This is a genomic window from Arthrobacter sp. B0316-1-20 (genome assembly GCF_059091865.1).
In genome coordinates this window covers 38,646-56,101 of the sequence record NZ_JBNHHC010000007.1, presented here as the reverse complement: position 1 = coordinate 56,101, position 17,456 = coordinate 38,646, and the positions used below count along the sequence as shown (strand labels likewise).

11 protein-coding genes and 1 tRNA gene are annotated in these 17,456 nt (G+C 65.2%); 5 read left to right on the top strand and 7 right to left on the bottom strand.

Features of this window, described 5'->3' with window-relative positions; all coding sequences use genetic code 11:
• Positions 1-18 precede the first annotated feature (18 nt).
• From AC5RW2_RS13305 to AC5RW2_RS13295, 3 genes are read left to right on the top strand one after another with little or no spacing between them, the layout of a single operon-like run.
• Complete coding sequence (locus AC5RW2_RS13305; protein ID WP_493964389.1) at positions 19-1,986, top strand: BCCT family transporter; 1,968 nt, start codon at positions 19-21, stop codon at positions 1,984-1,986.
• Positions 1,987-2,014: 28 nt separating this feature from the next.
• Positions 2,015-2,986 (top strand): formyltetrahydrofolate deformylase, encoded by a 972-nt coding sequence (gene purU, locus AC5RW2_RS13300; protein WP_493964409.1) that lies wholly within the window; start codon positions 2,015-2,017, stop codon positions 2,984-2,986.
• 22 nt (positions 2,987-3,008) lie between these two features.
• Positions 3,009-5,498, top strand: a complete 2,490-nt coding sequence (locus AC5RW2_RS13295; RefSeq protein WP_493964388.1) for a GcvT family protein — start codon at positions 3,009-3,011, stop codon at positions 5,496-5,498.
• 261 nt (positions 5,499-5,759) lie between these two features.
• Here the strand turns inward: AC5RW2_RS13295 and AC5RW2_RS13290 are convergent, their stop codons facing one another.
• The 5 genes from AC5RW2_RS13290 to pcrA all read right to left on the bottom strand — a co-directional run bounded on the left by AC5RW2_RS13290 (position 5,760) and on the right by pcrA (position 12,784).
• Positions 5,760-6,815 carry a zinc-dependent alcohol dehydrogenase family protein gene (locus AC5RW2_RS13290; RefSeq protein ID WP_493964387.1) on the bottom strand — a complete coding sequence of 352 codons (1,056 nt, stop codon included), beginning with the start codon at positions 6,813-6,815 and terminating at the stop codon, positions 5,760-5,762.
• A 115-nt stretch (positions 6,816-6,930) separates the two neighbouring features.
• Entirely contained in the window at positions 6,931-7,851 is a 921-nt protein-coding gene (sucD, locus tag AC5RW2_RS13285; protein ID WP_493951121.1) for a succinate--CoA ligase subunit alpha, read from the bottom strand.
• Positions 7,852-7,870: 19 nt separating this feature from the next.
• On the bottom strand, positions 7,871-9,034 hold the full coding sequence (sucC, locus tag AC5RW2_RS13280; protein ID WP_493940474.1) for an ADP-forming succinate--CoA ligase subunit beta: 1,164 nt from the start codon (positions 9,032-9,034) through the stop codon (positions 7,871-7,873).
• Positions 9,035-9,254: 220 nt separating this feature from the next.
• Positions 9,255-10,301, bottom strand: a complete 1,047-nt coding sequence (locus AC5RW2_RS13275) for a mechanosensitive ion channel family protein (protein ID WP_493951122.1) — start codon at positions 10,299-10,301, stop codon at positions 9,255-9,257.
• 86 nt (positions 10,302-10,387) lie between these two features.
• Positions 10,388-12,784, bottom strand: a complete 2,397-nt coding sequence (pcrA, locus tag AC5RW2_RS13270; RefSeq protein WP_493964386.1) for a DNA helicase PcrA — start codon at positions 12,782-12,784, stop codon at positions 10,388-10,390.
• A gap of 96 nt (positions 12,785-12,880) precedes the next feature.
• Between pcrA and AC5RW2_RS13265 the strand changes: the two genes are divergently transcribed.
• Entirely contained in the window at positions 12,881-13,522 is a 642-nt protein-coding gene (locus tag AC5RW2_RS13265; protein ID WP_493951124.1) for a hypothetical protein, read from the top strand.
• Between the two features lie 120 nt (positions 13,523-13,642).
• Positions 13,643-13,715, top strand: a tRNA-Arg gene (locus AC5RW2_RS13260).
• Between the two features lie 411 nt (positions 13,716-14,126).
• On the opposite strand, the gene AC5RW2_RS13255 is transcribed toward AC5RW2_RS13260, so the two are convergent.
• Together AC5RW2_RS13255 and AC5RW2_RS13250 are read right to left on the bottom strand one after the other, a co-directional pair.
• Entirely contained in the window at positions 14,127-15,356 is a 1,230-nt protein-coding gene (locus AC5RW2_RS13255) for an ROK family transcriptional regulator (RefSeq protein ID WP_493951125.1), read from the bottom strand.
• A 200-nt stretch (positions 15,357-15,556) separates the two neighbouring features.
• Positions 15,557-17,431, bottom strand: a complete 1,875-nt coding sequence (locus AC5RW2_RS13250; RefSeq protein ID WP_493964385.1) for an ABC transporter ATP-binding protein — start codon at positions 17,429-17,431, stop codon at positions 15,557-15,559.
• Positions 17,432-17,456: the final 25 nt, after the last annotated feature.

Sequence of the window (17,456 nt, the reverse complement as noted above, 5' to 3'; positions counted from 1 at the left end):
ATCGAGCAAAGGAAATTCATGACAACGAATAAAGAAATCGCAGTTGATCATGGCAATACCGACGACGGGCCCAACGAGCTTATCCGTGGCGGATCATTGCCCGAAACGCCGGCCGCCGACGATGTTCCGACAGAAGAACCTGCCCATGACCACCAGATCCTGCAGGAACTCCGTGAAAGCGAAACCGAACATGCGGCGGCCCGCCGCAGCAAAGTCCCACCCGGCCTGGACAAGACGGTGTTCGTCGTGGCTGGCGCCCTGGCCGTGGGATTTGTCGCCTGGGGTTTCCTGGGCACCGCGACCCTAGCGACCACCTCCACCACAGTACTGAACTGGGTCATGGAGAACACGGGGTGGCTGTTCATCCTGCTGGCGTCTCTTTTCGTTGTCTACGTCCTATGGCTAGCGCTGGGGCGTTTCGGCAGCATTCCCCTAGGCAGGGACGGTGAGAGACCCGAGTTCCGTACCATTTCCTGGATTTCCATGATGTTCGCGGCCGGCATGGGCATCGGGCTGATGTTCTATGGCGTGGCCGAACCCATGTACCACTACGTCGCTCCGCCGCCCGGCACCGTCAACGGCCAGACCCCCGAGGCCATCCAGACCGCAATGGCCACCTCCCTCTTCCACTGGACTTTGCACCCGTGGGCCATGTACGCCGTCGTCGGTGTCGCCATGGCTTATGGCACCTACCGGTTGGGCCGCAAGCAACTGATCTCGGCAACCTTCACCTCGTTGTTCGGCCCGAAGACAGTTGAAGGTCCGGCAGGCAAATTCATCAACATCCTGGCCATCTTCGCCACGCTTTTCGGCACGGCTGCCTCACTCGGATTGGGCGCGCTGCAGATCGGCAGTGGCCTGGCGTTCAACGGTTGGGTAGGTGATCTGGCCACACCGGTACTGGTAGCGATTGTGGCCCTGCTGACCATCTGCTTCATTGCCTCGGCCGTCTCCGGCATTCGCCGTGGAATCCAGTGGCTGGCCAACATCAACATGGTCCTCGCCATCGTCCTGGCCCTCATTGTTTTCGTAGCGGGCCCCACACTGTTCATCCTCAACTTGGTTCCGTCCGCCATCGGCGACTATGCCCGTGATTTCGCTGAAATGGCCACTCGGACCGAGGCTGTTGGCGATGAGGCGTTACGGACTTGGATGTCCGGTTGGACCATCTTCTACTGGGCCTGGTGGATATCGTGGACTCCCTTTGTAGGCATGTTCATCGCCCGCATTAGCCGCGGCCGGACCATACGGCAATTTGTCACCGGAGTTCTGCTGGTCCCGAGCATCGTCAGCGTCATCTGGTTCTCCATTTTCGGTGGCGCAGCGTTCGGCGTTCAGGCGGCGGCCGACGCCAGTGCCGATGAGACGGACGGTCTTGTCGACATGGTCGACGGCGTTCCCTCCATCTCCTTCGACGGCGCGCTCTTCGACCTGCTGCAGAATCTTTCCCTGCCTAACGTCATCGCCGGCCTCGTGGCCGTCCTGGCGATGGTCCTGGTGGGAATCTTCTTCGTCACCGGGGCCGATTCCGCTTCCCTGGTCATGGGGTCGCTTAGCTCCAATGGAACAGAGCATCCTTCGCGCGGTGTCGTGATCTTCTGGGGCGCCCTAACCGGCGCTGTTGCAGCAGTCATGATGCTTGCGGGCGGAGACGAACCGGCCGAGGCGCTGAACGGACTGAAGAACATCACCATTGTGGTGGCGTTGCCGTTCGTGCTGGTCATGCTGCTGATGTGCGTGGCGCTGGTGAAGGACCTGCGCCGCGACCCGCTCTCGCTGCGGCGCAGGCTGGCCGACTCCGTCGTCGAACGGGCCATCCGTTCCGGCGTGGACGAGCATGGCGGGGTCCAATTCGATCTGGTCACCAAGCACGACTGTGACGAGCAATGCAGCTTCGGCAATGAATGCGCTGGTTCCGCCATCCGCGCCTCAGCTAATGCGGAGCCCGACCGCACGACGGGCCCCCGTCCCGCCGCTGACTCCTGACCTACATGACCAAGAGAGGCAAATGACAATGACGGCCTTGGCCACCACTGAACCACTCAACCATGACCTTCCCGCTGCACGGGTTCACGCGTACGCTGGAAAACGCACGGCCCCGCTTGTCCTGACGCTTTCCTGTCCGGATCGCCCCGGCATTGTCCACGCGGTGACCAGCTTCCTGGCTCAGCGAGGTTTCGATATTGCCGAGCATCAGCAATTCGATGACCATGTCAGCGGCACTCTGTTCCTGCGGACGGCGTTTGTCCCTGCGGACTCGACCCCTGAATCCGGCGGGCGGGCCAAGGGCAGCGAGGCAAAACACTCGGCGATGGCCGCGGCCTTGGCCTGGGAATTTGCGGATGTGGCGGACCAGTTCGATATGAACTTCAATCTCCATGACGACAGCACCAAGCGACTGCTGGTCATGGTCTCGAAATTCGGCCACTGCCTTAATGATCTGATCTTCCGGTGGCAGGCCGGAAGCCTCGGTGCCGAGATCGCCGTCGTCGTTTCCAATCACGAAGCTCTGCGCCCGATGGCCGAGGCGGCCGGCCTGCCCTTTGTGCATGTGCCGGTCACCGCCGACACCAAGGCGGGTGCCGAGCGGCGCCTGCTCGACCTCGTCGCGGAGTACGACGCAGACCTGGTGGTATTGGCGCGGTACATGCAGGTGCTTTCGGACGACCTGTGTGAGGCCTTGCGCGGCCGCGCCATCAACATCCACCATTCGTTCCTGCCCGGTTTCAAGGGCGCCAAGCCTTACCACCAGGCATACGACCGCGGGGTAAAGCTGGTCGGCGCCACGGCCCACTACGTCACGGCAGACCTTGATGAAGGCCCGATCATCGAGCAGGAGGTCTTCCGGGTAGACCACAGCCTGGATCCGGAGTCCTTGGTCACCGTAGGCCGGGATGCGGAGGCCCAGGCCCTGTCCCGCGCCGTGATGTGGCACTGCCAGCACCGGGTCCTGCTCAACAACACCCGCACCGTCGTCTTCCGCTAACCGCGATTCAAGGAGAAAACCTATGAGCCCCACACCACGCGTCGTCATCATCGGGGCCGGCATTGTCGGCGCCAATCTCGCCGACGAACTGGCAATCCGCGGCTGGAACGATGTCACCGTCGTCGAGCAGGGGCCGCTGCGCCTGGCCGGCGGGTCAACCTCGCATGCACCCGGCTTAGTGTTCCAGACCAACCCGTCCAAAACGATGACCGAGTTCGCCGGCTATACGGTGGACAAACTGCTCTCGCTGAATGCGAACGGGCGCTCCTGCTTCAATCAGGTCGGCGGACTTGAGATCGCCACCACGGAGGCCCGGCTTCAGGAGCTGAAGCGCCGGTTGGGCTTCGCCACGTCCTGGGGTCTTGGGGGTCAACTGCTTGACCCGGATGAGTGCGAGAAGCGCTACCCAATGCTCAACCGGGACATGGTTCTGGGCGGACTCTATGTGCCCTCCGACGGTCTGGCTTCCGCCGCCCGGGCAGTGCAGTTGCTGATCGAACGGGCCAGCGAAGCCGGCGTAAAGTTCATCGGCTCCACCGCCGTGACCGGTATTGAACAGGCCGGTGGAAAGGTCACCGGGGTGCAAACATCTGAGGGCGTTGTGCCGGCGGACATTGTGGTTTGTTGCGCCGGTTTCTGGGGTCCCAAAATCGGTGCCATGGTAGGCATGCCGGTGCCTCTGCTGCCGCTGGCGCACCAATATGCCAAGACCACGGCGCTGCCGGCACTCGCAGGCCAGAATGAGCTGCCCAATGGTGCCCGCTTGCCCATCCTGCGTCATCAGGACAGGGACCTGTACTTCCGCGAGCATGGAGAACGCATAGGCATCGGCTCATATGCGCACCGCCCGATGCCCGTGGACCTGGACGAGCTGCCGCAGGTACTGGCAGACCAGATGTCCGAGCACCGGATGCCTTCACGGCTGGAATTTACCGAAGCTGATTTCCTGCAGTCCTGGCAGGACAGCCAGGCGTTGCTGCCCGCCCTGCGAGGCGTCTCAATAGAGGATGGTTTCAACGGAATTTTCTCCTTCACGCCCGATGGCGGCCCCCTGATCGGCGAGTCGGCGGAGGTCGAGGGGTTCTACGTTGCAGAGGCTGTCTGGGTCACCCACTCGGCCGGCGTCGCCAAGGCTGTGGCCGAGCTGTTGGTGGAAGGCCAGTCCAGCACGTCCCTGCACGAATGCGAGGTTTCCCGCTTCGAAAAGATCCAGGTCGGCGAGGAGTACGTCAGCGAAACCTCACAGCAGAACTTCGTGGAGATCTACGATGTGCTCCACCCGCTGCAGCCCCGGGAATCCCCCCGCGACCTGCGGGTCAGCCCATTCAACGTCCGGCAGCACGAACTCGGTGCGTTTTTCCTGGAATCCGCAGGCTGGGAACGCCCGCATTGGTACGAGGCCAACCGTGCCCTGCTGCAGGAGCTGCCGGAAGCCTGGCAGGCCCCGGAGCGGGACCCCTGGTCCGCAATGTTCCACTCCCCCATCTCCGCAGCCGAAGCGTGGAAGACGCGCACCGCCGTCGCTCTTTATGACATGACACCGCTGAAGCGTCTGGAGATTAGCGGCCCGGGCGCGCTGTCGATGCTGCAACGGCTGAGCTCAGGAAACATCGCTAAAAAGCCTGGGGCCGTCACCTACTGCCTGCTGCTCAATAACGACGGCGGTGTCCGCAGCGATGTGACCATCGCACGGCTCGCCGAGGAGACTTTCCAGGTCGGCGCTAACGGCAACATCGACTTCGACTACTTCAGGGTCGAGGCCCGCAAGCAGGCCGCGGCCGATCCGGCACAGTGGGTCCATGTCGCCGACATCACCGGGGGCACCTGCTGCATCGGGCTGTGGGGACCGCTGGCCCGCGAGGTCATCAACAAGGTCAGCGGGGACGACTACACCAACGATTCGCTGCGCTACTTCCGGGCCAAGGAGGTCCGTATCGGCGGCATCCCCGTCACCGCCATGCGGCTGTCCTACGTCGGCGAACTCGGCTGGGAGCTGTACACCTCGGCGGAGCACGGGCTGAAGCTGTGGGACCTGCTCTTCGAAGCGGGCCAGGAGCACGGCATCATCGCCGCTGGCCGCGGCGCCTTCAACAGCCTCCGGCTGGAAAAGGGCTACCGACTCTGGGGCACCGATGTTACTCCCGAGCACAGCCCGTATGAAGCTGGACTGGGATTCTCGGTCTTCAAGGACAAAACGGACTTCGTGGGACACGCGGCCTTGGCTGCCCGGCGCGACGAGCCGGCTTCCCGGGTACTGCGGTGCCTGACGGTCGACGACGGCACGTCCGTAGTGCTGGGCAAGGAACCGGTGTTCGTCAACGGCGAGCCGGCGGGTTACGTCACGAGCGCGGCCTACGGCTACACCGTTGGCCGGCCCATCGCCTACGCTTGGCTGCCGGCGGGGCTCACGGAGGGCGATTCCGTGGAGATCGGCTACTTCGGCCGGAAGGTCGCCGCGACCATCGCTGCCGAACCGCTGGTCGATCCGAAGATGGAACGACTACGCGGGTAGCAGACCATGCACCTGGCAGGCAGCAGCGGCACCGCTCAGATGAAAGGGGCGGTGCCGCTGCTTACCGGTGCACGTGGACAACGTTTCCCGCCGGGTAGGCCACCAGTGCGGCGTTCGGCGTCACCGTGGGGCCGCCCGTTGGCCAACCAACCGGACCCCGTCCCGCCACCGCCGGGGCACCTATCCGGCATGGAACGGTTGCGCAGCTGACGGCGGACGGCGCGGCCAGGGCCGCGTGCGTGGTCAGGGCCGCGTGCGTGGTCAGGGCAGCAGCATGACCTTAATGGCGCGCCGTTCGTCCATGGCGCTGTAGGCTTTCGCGGCGTCTTCCAGCGGCATCACGGCGTCGAAGACCTTGCCGGGATTGATCCTGCCGGCCAGAACGTCGTCGAGCAGTTCGGGCAGGTACTCGCGGGTGGGAGCCGCGCCGCCGGCCACGGAGATGTTCTTCTGGAACAGGGTCCAGACGGGCAACTCGGCGCCGCCGACCGGCACGCCGACGAACCCTACCGCACCGCCCGGCCGGGTGCAGCGGAGCGCCTGGTCCATCGACTCAGCTGTGCCCACGCATTCGAGCACGGAATCGGCGAGGACTCCACCGAGCAGTACCTTGACCTTGTCCGCTGCGGCCTTGCCGCGTTCCGCGACGATGTCGGTGGCGCCGAATTCCCGGGCCAACACCGCCCGGTCTTCGTGGCGCGACATGGCGATGATCCGCTCCGCGCCCAGCCGCTTGGCGGCCAGTACTCCGCAGAGCCCGACCGCCCCATCGCCCACCACGACGACGGTGCGCCCCGGACCGGCTTTGGCGCCGAGGGCGGCGTGGTGGCCGGTGCCCATCACGTCGGAGAGCGTGAGCAGGCTCTTGACCAGGGCTTCATCCGGCTGGCTTACCCCGGGAACGGCCACGAGCGTGCCGTCAGCGAGGGGCACCCGCACTGTTTCGCTTTGGCCGCCGTCGACCGGCAGTCCGTGCTCATCGCTGCCTCCCCAGCTGGCCCGGTGCTCGCACGACGTCTGCACGCCGTCACGACAGGCCGGGCACTGGCCGCAACTGATCGCCCACGGTGCGATCACCAGGTCGCCCACGGACAAGGTCCGGACCTCATCGCCGACGGCCTCAACGATGCCGATGAACTCATGGCCGATAGGATGCGGATCCCCCGGCTCACGCGCGCCACGGTACGGCCACAAATCGGAGCCGCAGACGCAGGAAGCCGTTACGCGCACGACGGCGTCGGTCGACGTGAGGATTTCCGGATCCGGGCGCTCCTCAACGCGGATGTCGCCCGGTCCGTGGATGATGGCAGCGCGCAATGAGGCCTCCTGTGCAGTGGTGTTGTGTCCAGCGTAGACCGGTTTCGGCGCCGGCAAGAAACGCGAAGCCCGCCACCGTGCGCAGGTGGCGGGCTTCAACAGCTGGTGGCGGTGCTTAGAGGTTCGAGGCCTCTTCGTGCTCCGGGTACACCTCGCGCAGCAGGTGCGCGGTCTCGGACGGGGTCTTGCCGACCTTGACGCCCGCGGCCTCGAGTGCTTCCTTCTTGGCCTGTGCGGTGCCGCTGGAGCCGGACACGATGGCGCCGGCGTGGCCCATGGTCTTGCCCTCCGGCGCGGTGAAGCCGGCCACGTAGCCCACGACGGGCTTGGTGACGTTGTTCTTGATGAACTCGGCGGCACGTTCTTCGGCGTCGCCACCGATTTCGCCGATCATCACGATCGCCTTGGTCTCCGGATCGGCCTCGAACGCAGCCAGGGCGTCGATGTGGGTGGTGCCGATGACAGGGTCGCCGCCGATGCCGATGGCGGTGGAGAAGCCAAGGTCGCGCAGTTCGTACATCATCTGGTAGGTCAGCGTGCCGGACTTGGACACCAGGCCCACGCCGCCCTTGCCGGTGATGTTCGCCGGGGTGATGCCCACCAGCGACTCACCCGGGGTGATAATGCCCGGGCAGTTCGGGCCGATGATGCGGGTGATCTGGTTGCCGTCGGCATCCTTCTTCGACTGTGCCAGGGCCCAGAACTCGGCGGAGTCCTGCACCGGCACACCCTCGGTGATCACCACAACCAGGCCGATCTCGGACTCGATGGCCTCGACCACGGCGTCCTTGGTGAAAGCCGGCGGCACGAAGACGATGGAGACGTCGGCACCGGTCTCGGCGATGGCTTCCTTGACCGTGCCGAACACCGGCAGGGTCTTCTCACCATGGGTGACGGTGGTGCCGGCCTTGCGGGCGTTCACGCCACCCACAATGTTGGTGCCGGCGTGCAGCATGCGGGCGGTGTGCTTGGAGCCTTCGCCGCCGGTGATGCCCTGGACGATGACCTTCGAGTCCTTGTTGATGAAGATAGACATATTCTTAGTTCCTCGGTCCTTAGGCGTTGGCCAGTTCGGCGGCCTTGTCGGCGCCCTGGTCCATGGTCAGGGCCAGGGTGACCAGCGGGTGGTTGGCGTTGAGCAGGATCTGCCGGCCTTCGTCGACGTTGTTGCCGTCGAGGCGGACGACCAGCGGCTTGGTGGCCTTCTCGCCCAGGATTTCCAGGGCCTTGACAATACCGTTTGCCACGGCGTCGCAGGCGGTGATGCCGCCGAAGACGTTCACGAACACGCTCTTGACTTGGCTGTCATTGAGGATGACGTCCAGGCCTGCGGCCATCACCTCGGCCGAGGCGCCGCCGCCAATGTCCAGGAAGTTGGCGGGCTTGACGTTGCCGTGGTTCTCGCCGGCGTAGGCAACTACGTCCAGGGTGGACATGACCAGGCCCGCGCCGTTGCCGATGATGCCAACCTGGCCGTCGAGCTTGACGTAGTTCAGGTCCAGCTCCTTGGCCTTGGCCTCGAGCGGATCCGCGGCGTCCTTGTCCTCGAGTTCCTCGTGGCCGGGCTGGCGGAAGGCGGCGTTCTCGTCCAGCGAGACCTTGCCGTCCAGGGCGACGATGTCGCCGGCGCCGGTCTTCACCAGCGGGTTGACCTCAACCAGGGTGGTGTCTTCCTTCTTGAACACGTCCCAGAGCTTGATGATGACCTCGGCGACCTTCGGGCGCAGCTCCTCGGCGAAGCCGGCTGCAGCGACGATCTCGTCGGCCTTCGCCTGGTCGATGCCGACGGCCGGGTCAACGGCAATCTTGGCCAGCGCGTCCGGCCGCTCGACGGCCAACTGCTCGATCTCCATGCCGCCTTCCACCGAGCACATGGCCAGGTAGTTGCGGTTGGCCCGGTCGAGCAGCACGGAGAAGTAGTACTCCTCGGCGATGTCGGCGCCCTGGGCGATCATGACCTTGTTGACGGTGTGGCCCTTGATGTCCATACCGAGGATGTTGGAGGCGTGTTCGAATGCCTCGTCGGGGGTCTTGGCGACCTTGACGCCGCCGGCCTTACCGCGGCCTCCGACCTTCACCTGAGCCTTGACGACAACTACGCCGCCAATTTTCTCAGCAGCTGCCTTGGCTTCTTCTGGGGTGTACGCAACGATTCCAGCCAGCACGGGTACTCCGTGTGCCTCGAAGAGATCGCGCGCCTGGTATTCAAACAGGTCCACGGGTTGTGTCCTTCTACGTCGAAGTCGTTTCTGACTCGGAGCGGCATCCACGATTGCCGTGACGGTAACCACGGACGGTGGACGGATGCCTGCAATGCTCCATGGGGAACTCTAGTCCCTTTGGCATCGGGCGCCGGTCCCAGAGTACCGCTTTAGTGGCGAAGGGCACACTTCTACAACTTGTAGAGCGGTCACAGCTTGAGGTAACGGCGCCGTGCGGCTAGTGCTTGCCGCCGGCTTCCGCCGGATCGACGACGGCGGTGTTCCCGCCTTGGGCGGCATCGTCGGCCTGCGCGGCGCCGCCACCCTGCGCTATCGCGGCGGACGGTGCGCTGCCCCTGATCACGGTCTGGTTCAGCAGCGGAATGCGCAAGCCTTCTTCGGCCAAGGCATCCTTCAGGCGGGCGCGCATCTTGCGCGCGATTGCCCACTGTTCCAACGGCTTGGTGCGGATGGCCAGACGGATTACCACGGATTCACCGGTCAGCGCCTCCACGCCCCAGACCTCGGGATCGTCCAGAATCAGCCTGCGGTTGTCCTCGTCCATGCGTAGTTCCATGGCGGTCTTGAGGATCAGGTCGGAGACCTTCTCCACATCGGAGTCGTAAGGTACTGGGATGTCCAGCACGGCCCGCGCCCAGCCCTGCGAGGAGTTGCCCACGCGCAGGATCTCCCCGTTGCGGACGTGCCACAGCGTGCCGTCCACCGCGCGCACCTGGGTGACCCGGAGTCCAACCGACTCCACGGTGCCGGATGCCTCGCCCAGATCGACCACGTCGCCGATGCCGTACTGGTCCTCGGCCACCATGAACAGGCCGGACAGGTAGTCCTTGACCAGAGTCTGGGCGCCGAAGCCAATGGCCACGCCGGCGATACCGGCACTGGCCAGCACGGGGCCGAGGTTAAATTCCAGTTCCGTGAGCACCATCAGAATGGTGAGGGTGGCCAGCACGATGGTGGTGATCGACCGCAGCACTGATCCGATCGTCTTCGAACGCTGGGCTCGTCGAACCGCGGCGATTGGCGAATCCTGAATCAGCCAGTAGCGCGGGTCTTTGGTGTTCTTGCGCACCGCGGCGGGGTCGAATTTGTCCAGCTTGGCGGTCTCGCCGTCGGCGATCTTTCCGGTGACCCGTTTGATCACCATCCGCAGCACCATGTTCAGCAGGAATCCACCCAGCAGGATCAGCGAAACGCGCAGCGGCTTGTCAAGCCAAAATTCGGGGGTTGCCAGCCGTTCCAAGGTCCTAATGTCCACGTGATCCATGGATAAGAACGGTAAGCGCCGGGTCGGGTGGCTGCCAAATGCAGCAGCGGAAACGTGGCCAATCTCCCAGTAGGGTGGGCGACGGGTTAAACGATCTTGGTCAGTGGCGCGTAGCGCAGCAGCAGCCGCTTCTCGCCGGCGTCGAACTTCACCTTGGCCACCGTCTTGTCTCCGGCTCCTTCAAGCCCCAGCACCGTGCCGTTGCCGAAGCTGGTGTGGTTCACCTTGTCCCCGATGGACAGCGCAATGACTTCCTTCTGCGGTTGCACCCGGCCGGCCCGGGTCTTGGCACTGGTGATCGACGGCGCAGAGCCGCGCAGGTTGTTGATGTCTTGGTTGCTGGCTGTTCCGGCGCCCCAGTGCGAGCCTCCGTAGCGGCTCGATCCGAAGCTGCCCGCCGAGGCAAACATCGGCCGGGCTGAACCTTCGCGTTTCCATTCGATCAGTTCGGCCGGAACCTCTTCGATGAATTGGCTGGCCGGATTGAACTGGCTCTGCCCCCACATGCTGCGGGACTCGGAGCGGGTCAGGTACAGCCGTTTGCGGGCCCGGGTCAGTCCCACATAGGCCAGCCGGCGCTCTTCGGCGAGTTCCGTCGGGTCGGACATCGAGCGCTGGTGCGGGAAGACCCCGTGTTCCATGCCGGTGAGGAAAACCACCGGGAATTCCAGCCCCTTGGCGGTGTGCAGCGTCATCAGCGTGACCACGCCCTGGTCCTGGGCCAGCTGGGCTGCTTCGGCGTCCGGGGCGTCCGGGATCTGGTCGGCATCGGCCACCAACGCCACCTGTTCCAGAAATTCGGACAGCGACCCGTCGGGGTTGTCCCGCTCGTATTCCCGAACCACTGCCACCAGTTCCGCGAGGTTCTCCACCCGGGACTCGTCCTGCGGGTCAGAGCTTTGGCGCAACATGGCCAGATAGCCGGTCTGCTCCAGCACTGCTTCCAGCGCTGCGGCGGCACCCGAACCGGCTGCCACCTCGGCCAAATCGTCGATGAGCTTCACGAAGCCGGCCACCGCGTTCACCGACCGGGTCGCCATGCCGGGCGCTTCCTCGGCACGGCGCAGCGCCGCCATGAACGAAACCCTGTCACGCTCCGCCAACGCGGCCACCGCGTACTCGGCCCGGTCACCGATCCCGCGCTTGGGTTCGTTGAGGATCCGGCGCAAGTTGACGACGTCGTCCGGGTTCACCAGGACCCTCAGGTACGCCAGCGCGTCCTTGATTTCCTTGCGCTCATAGAAGCGGGTGCCGCCCACTACCTTGTAGGGCAGCCCCACACGGACCAGCAGGTCCTCAATGGAGCGGGACTGGGCGTTGGTCCGGTAGAACACCGCGATGTCTCCGGGCCGCACCCCTTCAGAGTCCTGTAGCCGGTCGATCTCATCGGTGATGAACCGGGCCTCGTCGTGCTCGTTCTCGCCCACGTAGCCGATGATCTTTTCGCCGTCGCCCTCGGCGGTCCACAGCCGCTTGGCGGGACGGTTCGGGTTCCGCGAGATGACCGAGTTGGCGGCGCTGAGGATGGTCTGGGTGGACCGGTAGTTCTGCTCCAGCAGGATGGTGCGCGCGTTGGCGTAATCCTTTTCGAAGTCGACGATGTTGCGCACGTCCGCACCGCGGAAGGCATAGATCGACTGGTCCGAGTCACCGACCACGGTCAGCTCGCCGGCCGGAAGCGCCCCGTCTTCGGACTCGCGGGTGAGCTCGCGCACCAGACGGTACTGGGCGTGGTTGGTGTCCTGGTACTCGTCCACCAGCACATGGCGGAAGCGGCGCCGATACGAGTCGGCAATCGCCGGGAAGGCCTGGAAGATGAAGACCACCTGGGCGATCAGGTCGTCGAAATCCATGGCGTTGGCCTGCCGCATCCGCTGCGTGTACCCGGTGTAGACCGAGGCGACCGCCTGCTCGAACGGGTCCGAGTAATTGGCGCTGGAGGCGAAGGACTCGTCGTCGATCAGTTCGTTCTTCAGCGCCGAGATTTTGTGCTGAATGGACTTGGGCGGGAACCGTTTCGGGTCCAGGTCCAGCCCCTTGGCCACCTGGCTGACCATGCGCAGGGTGTCGGCCGAATCGTAGATGGAGAAATTCGAGTTCAGCCCGACGTGCTTGGCTTCGCGGCGCAGGATCTTCACGCACGAGGAGTGGAACGTGGAGATCCACATCCGCTTGGCCGGGTCCCCGACCAGCGACTCAATCCGCTCGCGCATCTCCGCGGCGGCCTTGTTGGTGAACGTGATGGCCAGAATTTCGCCGGGGCGCGCCCGTCGGGTGGCCAGCAGGTAGGCGATGCGGTGGCTGAGCACACGGGTCTTGCCGGAACCGGCACCGGCGACAATCAACAGCGGGGAGCCGGCATGCTTGACGGCCTCTTCCTGCTGCGGATTCAGCCCGGAGAGCAGCTCTTCTGCGCCGGGCAGATGCGGGGCGGGCGGAGAGGCAACATGCGGGTCGAACGCCGGGTCGGTGAGGAAATCCATGGTCCCATAAGTCTATTAGCCGCCACCGACACTCGGGGACGGCCGCCAGATCCTGCGTCAGCGGGCGGCGGATCGCTGCACCGGCATAATGGAAGCATGTCCAAAACCCCAGCACAGCGCGCTAAGAAACACGGTGCCGCGGCAGCCCCGGCCACGGGCAGCGGCGCAGCAAAGCCGGCCGTCCCGGGCAGCACCCGGTCTCCGCAGCGCGCAGCTGGCAACGCCAACCTGATCGTCATCGCGGGCGCAGTTGCCTCCGCCTTCCTGTTCGGCTACTCATTCCTGCTGGTGATGCCGCAATTCGCCCAGCTGACCGGCGGACTGGGCCTGCCGGACACCCTCATCGGCGGGTACTCCACCGAATACGCGCAGCAACTCCGGACTGCGTTCGGCGCGGACGGTGCCGGACAGTACAACTACTGGCACAAGACCGCGGACACCATCTTTCCGCTGCTGTTCGGCTTCACCTGGCTGATCCTGCTGGGCCAGCAAATCCGTCGCGGGCTATGGCGCTGGCTGGCCTGGGCCGTCGTCGTGCTCTATGTGGCGGCCGATTTGGGCGAAAACGTTGCGGTCGATGCCATGCTGGCAACGGACCCGGTGGGCGACGCCTCGCTGGCGAGCTTCCTCACGGTGGCCAAGTCCATCCTGTTCGGACTGAGCCTGGTCGTCGCCGCAGTAGCGGTCTTCACCCGCAAGCCCAAGCCAGCCGAAGGGTCCAGTCCGGCCGAGGGCTGAGCCGGCGTTGGTCCGGGCCATGCGTGAGGCACTCAGGCTTCCGCCGCCCCGACCGCCATCCGGCCGCCGTCCGACCGCCGCGCCGGCCTGGCACGCCACTTAAGCTAAGCTTTTGGCGTTGCCCCCGTAGCTCAGGGGATAGAGCACCGCTCTCCTAAAGCGGGTGTCGGCAGTTCGAATCTGCCCGGGGGCACTGATCTTGACCGCGGCGTACCGGCAGCAATCTGCTTAAACGGGAACAGGCCCCCGCCTGTGCAACCCCCCACGGAAGCACAGACGGTGGCCGGCTGTAGTGCATTTCCACCGAAGTAGGCAGGAGTCCCCTGTCAGCATGGGACCGCTGGTTCCGCATCTTCCCGTTCCCCGGAGCCAGCGGCATCTTCCTGCCATCTAATGGCTGGCGACCGCACCGTTCCCCTGAAGCACCTAAGCCGCTCCGGGACCGTTCATTTCCCAGAGTGTGAGTACTCCAGGCACTGCCGCCACTTCTTATCTAAATCGATTGGATTTAATAAAGCAAGTTCTGCGGCGCGACAGCCGCCCAAGTCAAGGAACATGACGAAAAATACAGCAAGCGCAGCGGAACGTGATACCGCCCTGCGGTTCAGCTGCCCAGCAGCAGCCCGCTGGCCTTTGGCGACAACGCGTCGTCCAGGACCAGGCAGGCGCCACCAATAGCGCCCACTTCGAATCCCAGCGTGGAGGAGACCACCTCGACCCCGTGGATGGCCCGGGAGACGAAGCGGGTGTTGATCTCCTGGTGCAGGATCGGCAGCACCAGGTCCTCCAGACCAATCCACAGCGGGCCACCAAGGATCACCCGGTCCACGTCGAGGATGTTCACCAACTGCGCCACGGTGCCGCCGACCAAACGGGCAGCCCGGCTGATGATGGCGGCGGCGGCCGGATCCCCGTCCACGGCCATCCGGCACAGCGTAATGATGCTTTCGGTGGCCTGGTGCCGGTCGCCCAGTTCGGCGTCGGGCGGAAACACGCCGGACTCCACGGCCTGCTGGAACAACGTGCCGAAATTCAACGCCATGCCCACGCAACTGCGTTTCCCGCACTCGCACAGCGGCACCTCCGCATCCACCGGGAAATGACCGATCTCGCCGATGTTGCCGGAGGCGCCGCGCAGCACCGCGCCGTCGAGCACCACGCCGGCGCCCAAGCCCGTGCCCAGATATACGAACACAAAGTTCTCGGGTTCCAGCCGTCCGCTGGCCCACAGCTCCGCTACCGCCGCCGCAGTCGTGTCCTTGTCCATCAGCACCGGCAGCCCTGTCAGGCGGCTCAGTGGTTCCCGCAGCGGCACCGAGGTCCATTCGCGCATCATCGGCGGGTCCACCACCGCTCCTTGGGCGGTATCGATCGGCCCCGGCGCAGCCAGCCCAATGCCGAGGATCCGGTGGCGCTCGATGCCGGAGCCGGCGATCAACTCTTCGACCGCGGCGGCCATGGCCGCGGTCATGCCGTCGGGCTGGCCGGCACCAGGATTATCGTGCCGGGCACGAGCCACCACCTCGCCGTCGAGATTGAGCATGACCAGGGTCATGACCACCGGGTCAAGGTGGATCCCGATAGCCAACCGGCTGGAAACTTCCAGTTGCAGCACCGTGCGCGGTTTGCCTGGACCGCTGACCGTCTTGCGGTCTTCCCGCACTAAGCCTTCGTCCACCAGCCGGCGCACGACGTTGGAGATCGTCTGCGGGGACAGTCCGGTGCGCTCCACCAGCTCCACCCTGGCGATGCCTTCATGGGCGCGACGGATGGCATCCAGGATCACAGCCTGGTTGTAGCCACCCAAGCGACCCAGGTTGGTTCCTCGCTGCATTGCACCGCTTTCCGCTCATCTGTCGCCGGGGACCCCACAGCAACTCTAGTCACTGACCGGCCGGAGCACACTCTTGGCGCGGCTGGCCTGTCGGCGCGGCGGCCTGCCGCTGCGGCCGGATTCCAGCGCGGCGGGTTGCCGCTGCGCCGGGTTGCCGGTGCGTCGGGTCTACCTGCGCGGATCGCTTCAATCCGTTCGGATCAGTTGGGCACCGCGGCGTCGCTGAGGAACTGGGTCTGGTAGAGCTCGGCGTAGCGGCCTTCCAGCGCCAGCAGTTGGGCGTGCGTGCCCTGCTCCACGATCCGGCCGCCCTCCACCACCAGGATGCGGTCTGCCGAGCGCACGGTGGAGAGCCGGTGCGCAATAACGACGGCGGTGCGCCCCTCGAGTGCCTCGGTGAGCGCCGCCTGCACCGCGGCTTCGTTGGTCGAGTCCAGTGCGGCCGTTGCCTCATCCAGGATGACCACCCGGGGATGGCCCAGCAGCAGCCGGGCAATGGTCATCCGCTGGCGTTCGCCGCCGGAGAGCCGGTAGCCGCGCTCCCCCACCATGGTGTCCAGGCCGTCCGGCAGTGTCCGGATCAGTTCCTCCAGCCGGGCACGGCGCAGCACGTCCCAGATCTCGGCGTCGCTGGCTTCCGGCCGGGCCAGCAGCAGGTTGGAGCGAATGGTCTCGTGGAACAGGTGCCCGTCCTGGGTCACCATCCCGATGGTCCCGCGCAGCGCCTCGAAGCTCAGGTCGCGGACATCGACGCCGGAGAGTTCAACGGAACCGGAGTCCACGTCGTACAGCCGGGCCAGCAGCTGGGCCATGGTCGACTTTCCGGCGCCGGAGGAACCCACCAGCGCCAGCGTCTGGCCGGGTTCCATCCGGAAGCTGATGTCGTGCAGCACTTCCTCGCCGCCGCGGGTGTCCAGGGTCGCCACCTCTTCCAGCGAGGCCAGCGACACCTTCTCGGCGGACGGGTAGGCGAACCGCACGTCCTTGAACTCAACGGAGACGGGTCCCGGCGGGACGGTTCCGGCGTCGTCCTTTTCCGTGATGAGCGGCTTCAGGTCCAGTACTTCGAAGACCCGCTCAAAGCTCACCAAGGCGCTGGAAATCTCCACCCGGGCGTTCGCCAAGGACGTCAGCGGTGCATACAGGCGGGTGAGCAGCAGGGCCAGCGTCACCACGTCGCCCGGATCCAACTGGCCGATGATCGCGTAGAAACCGCCCAGCCCGTAGACCAGCGCCAGCGCCAGCGCCGACACCAGGGTCAGCGCGGTGACGAATACCCACTGCATGACCGCGGTCTTGATGCCGATGTCGCGCACGCGCTGGGCCCGCAGCTTGAACTCGCGGGATTCGTCAGCGGGGCGGCCGAACAGTTTGACCAGCGTGGCGCCGGGCGCGGAGAACCGCTCGGTCATCTGCGTGCTCATGGCGGAATTATGGTTGGCGGTCTCGCGCCGCAGGTCGGCCAGCCGGCTGCCCATCCGGCGGGCCGGCAACAGGAACACCGGCAGCATCAACACGGCCAGCAGCGTGACCTGCCAGGACGTGTTCAGCATGACGATCAGGGTCAGGATCAGTGCCACCACGTTGCTGACCACTCCGGAGAGCGTGCCGGCAAACGCCCGCTGGGCACCGATCACGTCGTTGTTCAGCCGGCTGACCAGTGCGCCCGTGCGGGTCCGCATGAAGAAGGCAATCGGCATTTTCTGCACATGGTCGAACACGGCGGTGCGCAAATCAAGGATGATGTCCTCGCCTAAGCCTGAGGAGATCCACCGGGTCACCATGCTGAGTCCGGCGTCGGCGATGGCCACCAGCGCGATCACCACGGCCAGCCAGATCACCAGCTGGACGTCGCTCTTGGCCACGATAGCGTCCACGACGCGGCCGGCCAGGACCGGCGTGGCAACAGCCAGCGCGGCAGTCACGACCGAGAGCACCACGAAGATCGTGATCTTGCCCTTGTACGGCGCGGCGAAGGCAAAGGTGCGGCGTACGGTCTCGCGGGAGAAAGACTTTTGGTCCTTCGAGTGCGAAAGCCGGTAGAGCGAACTCCAGGCTGCACCTTCCATGGACATGATGGCTCCTTACGGCTGATGGTCC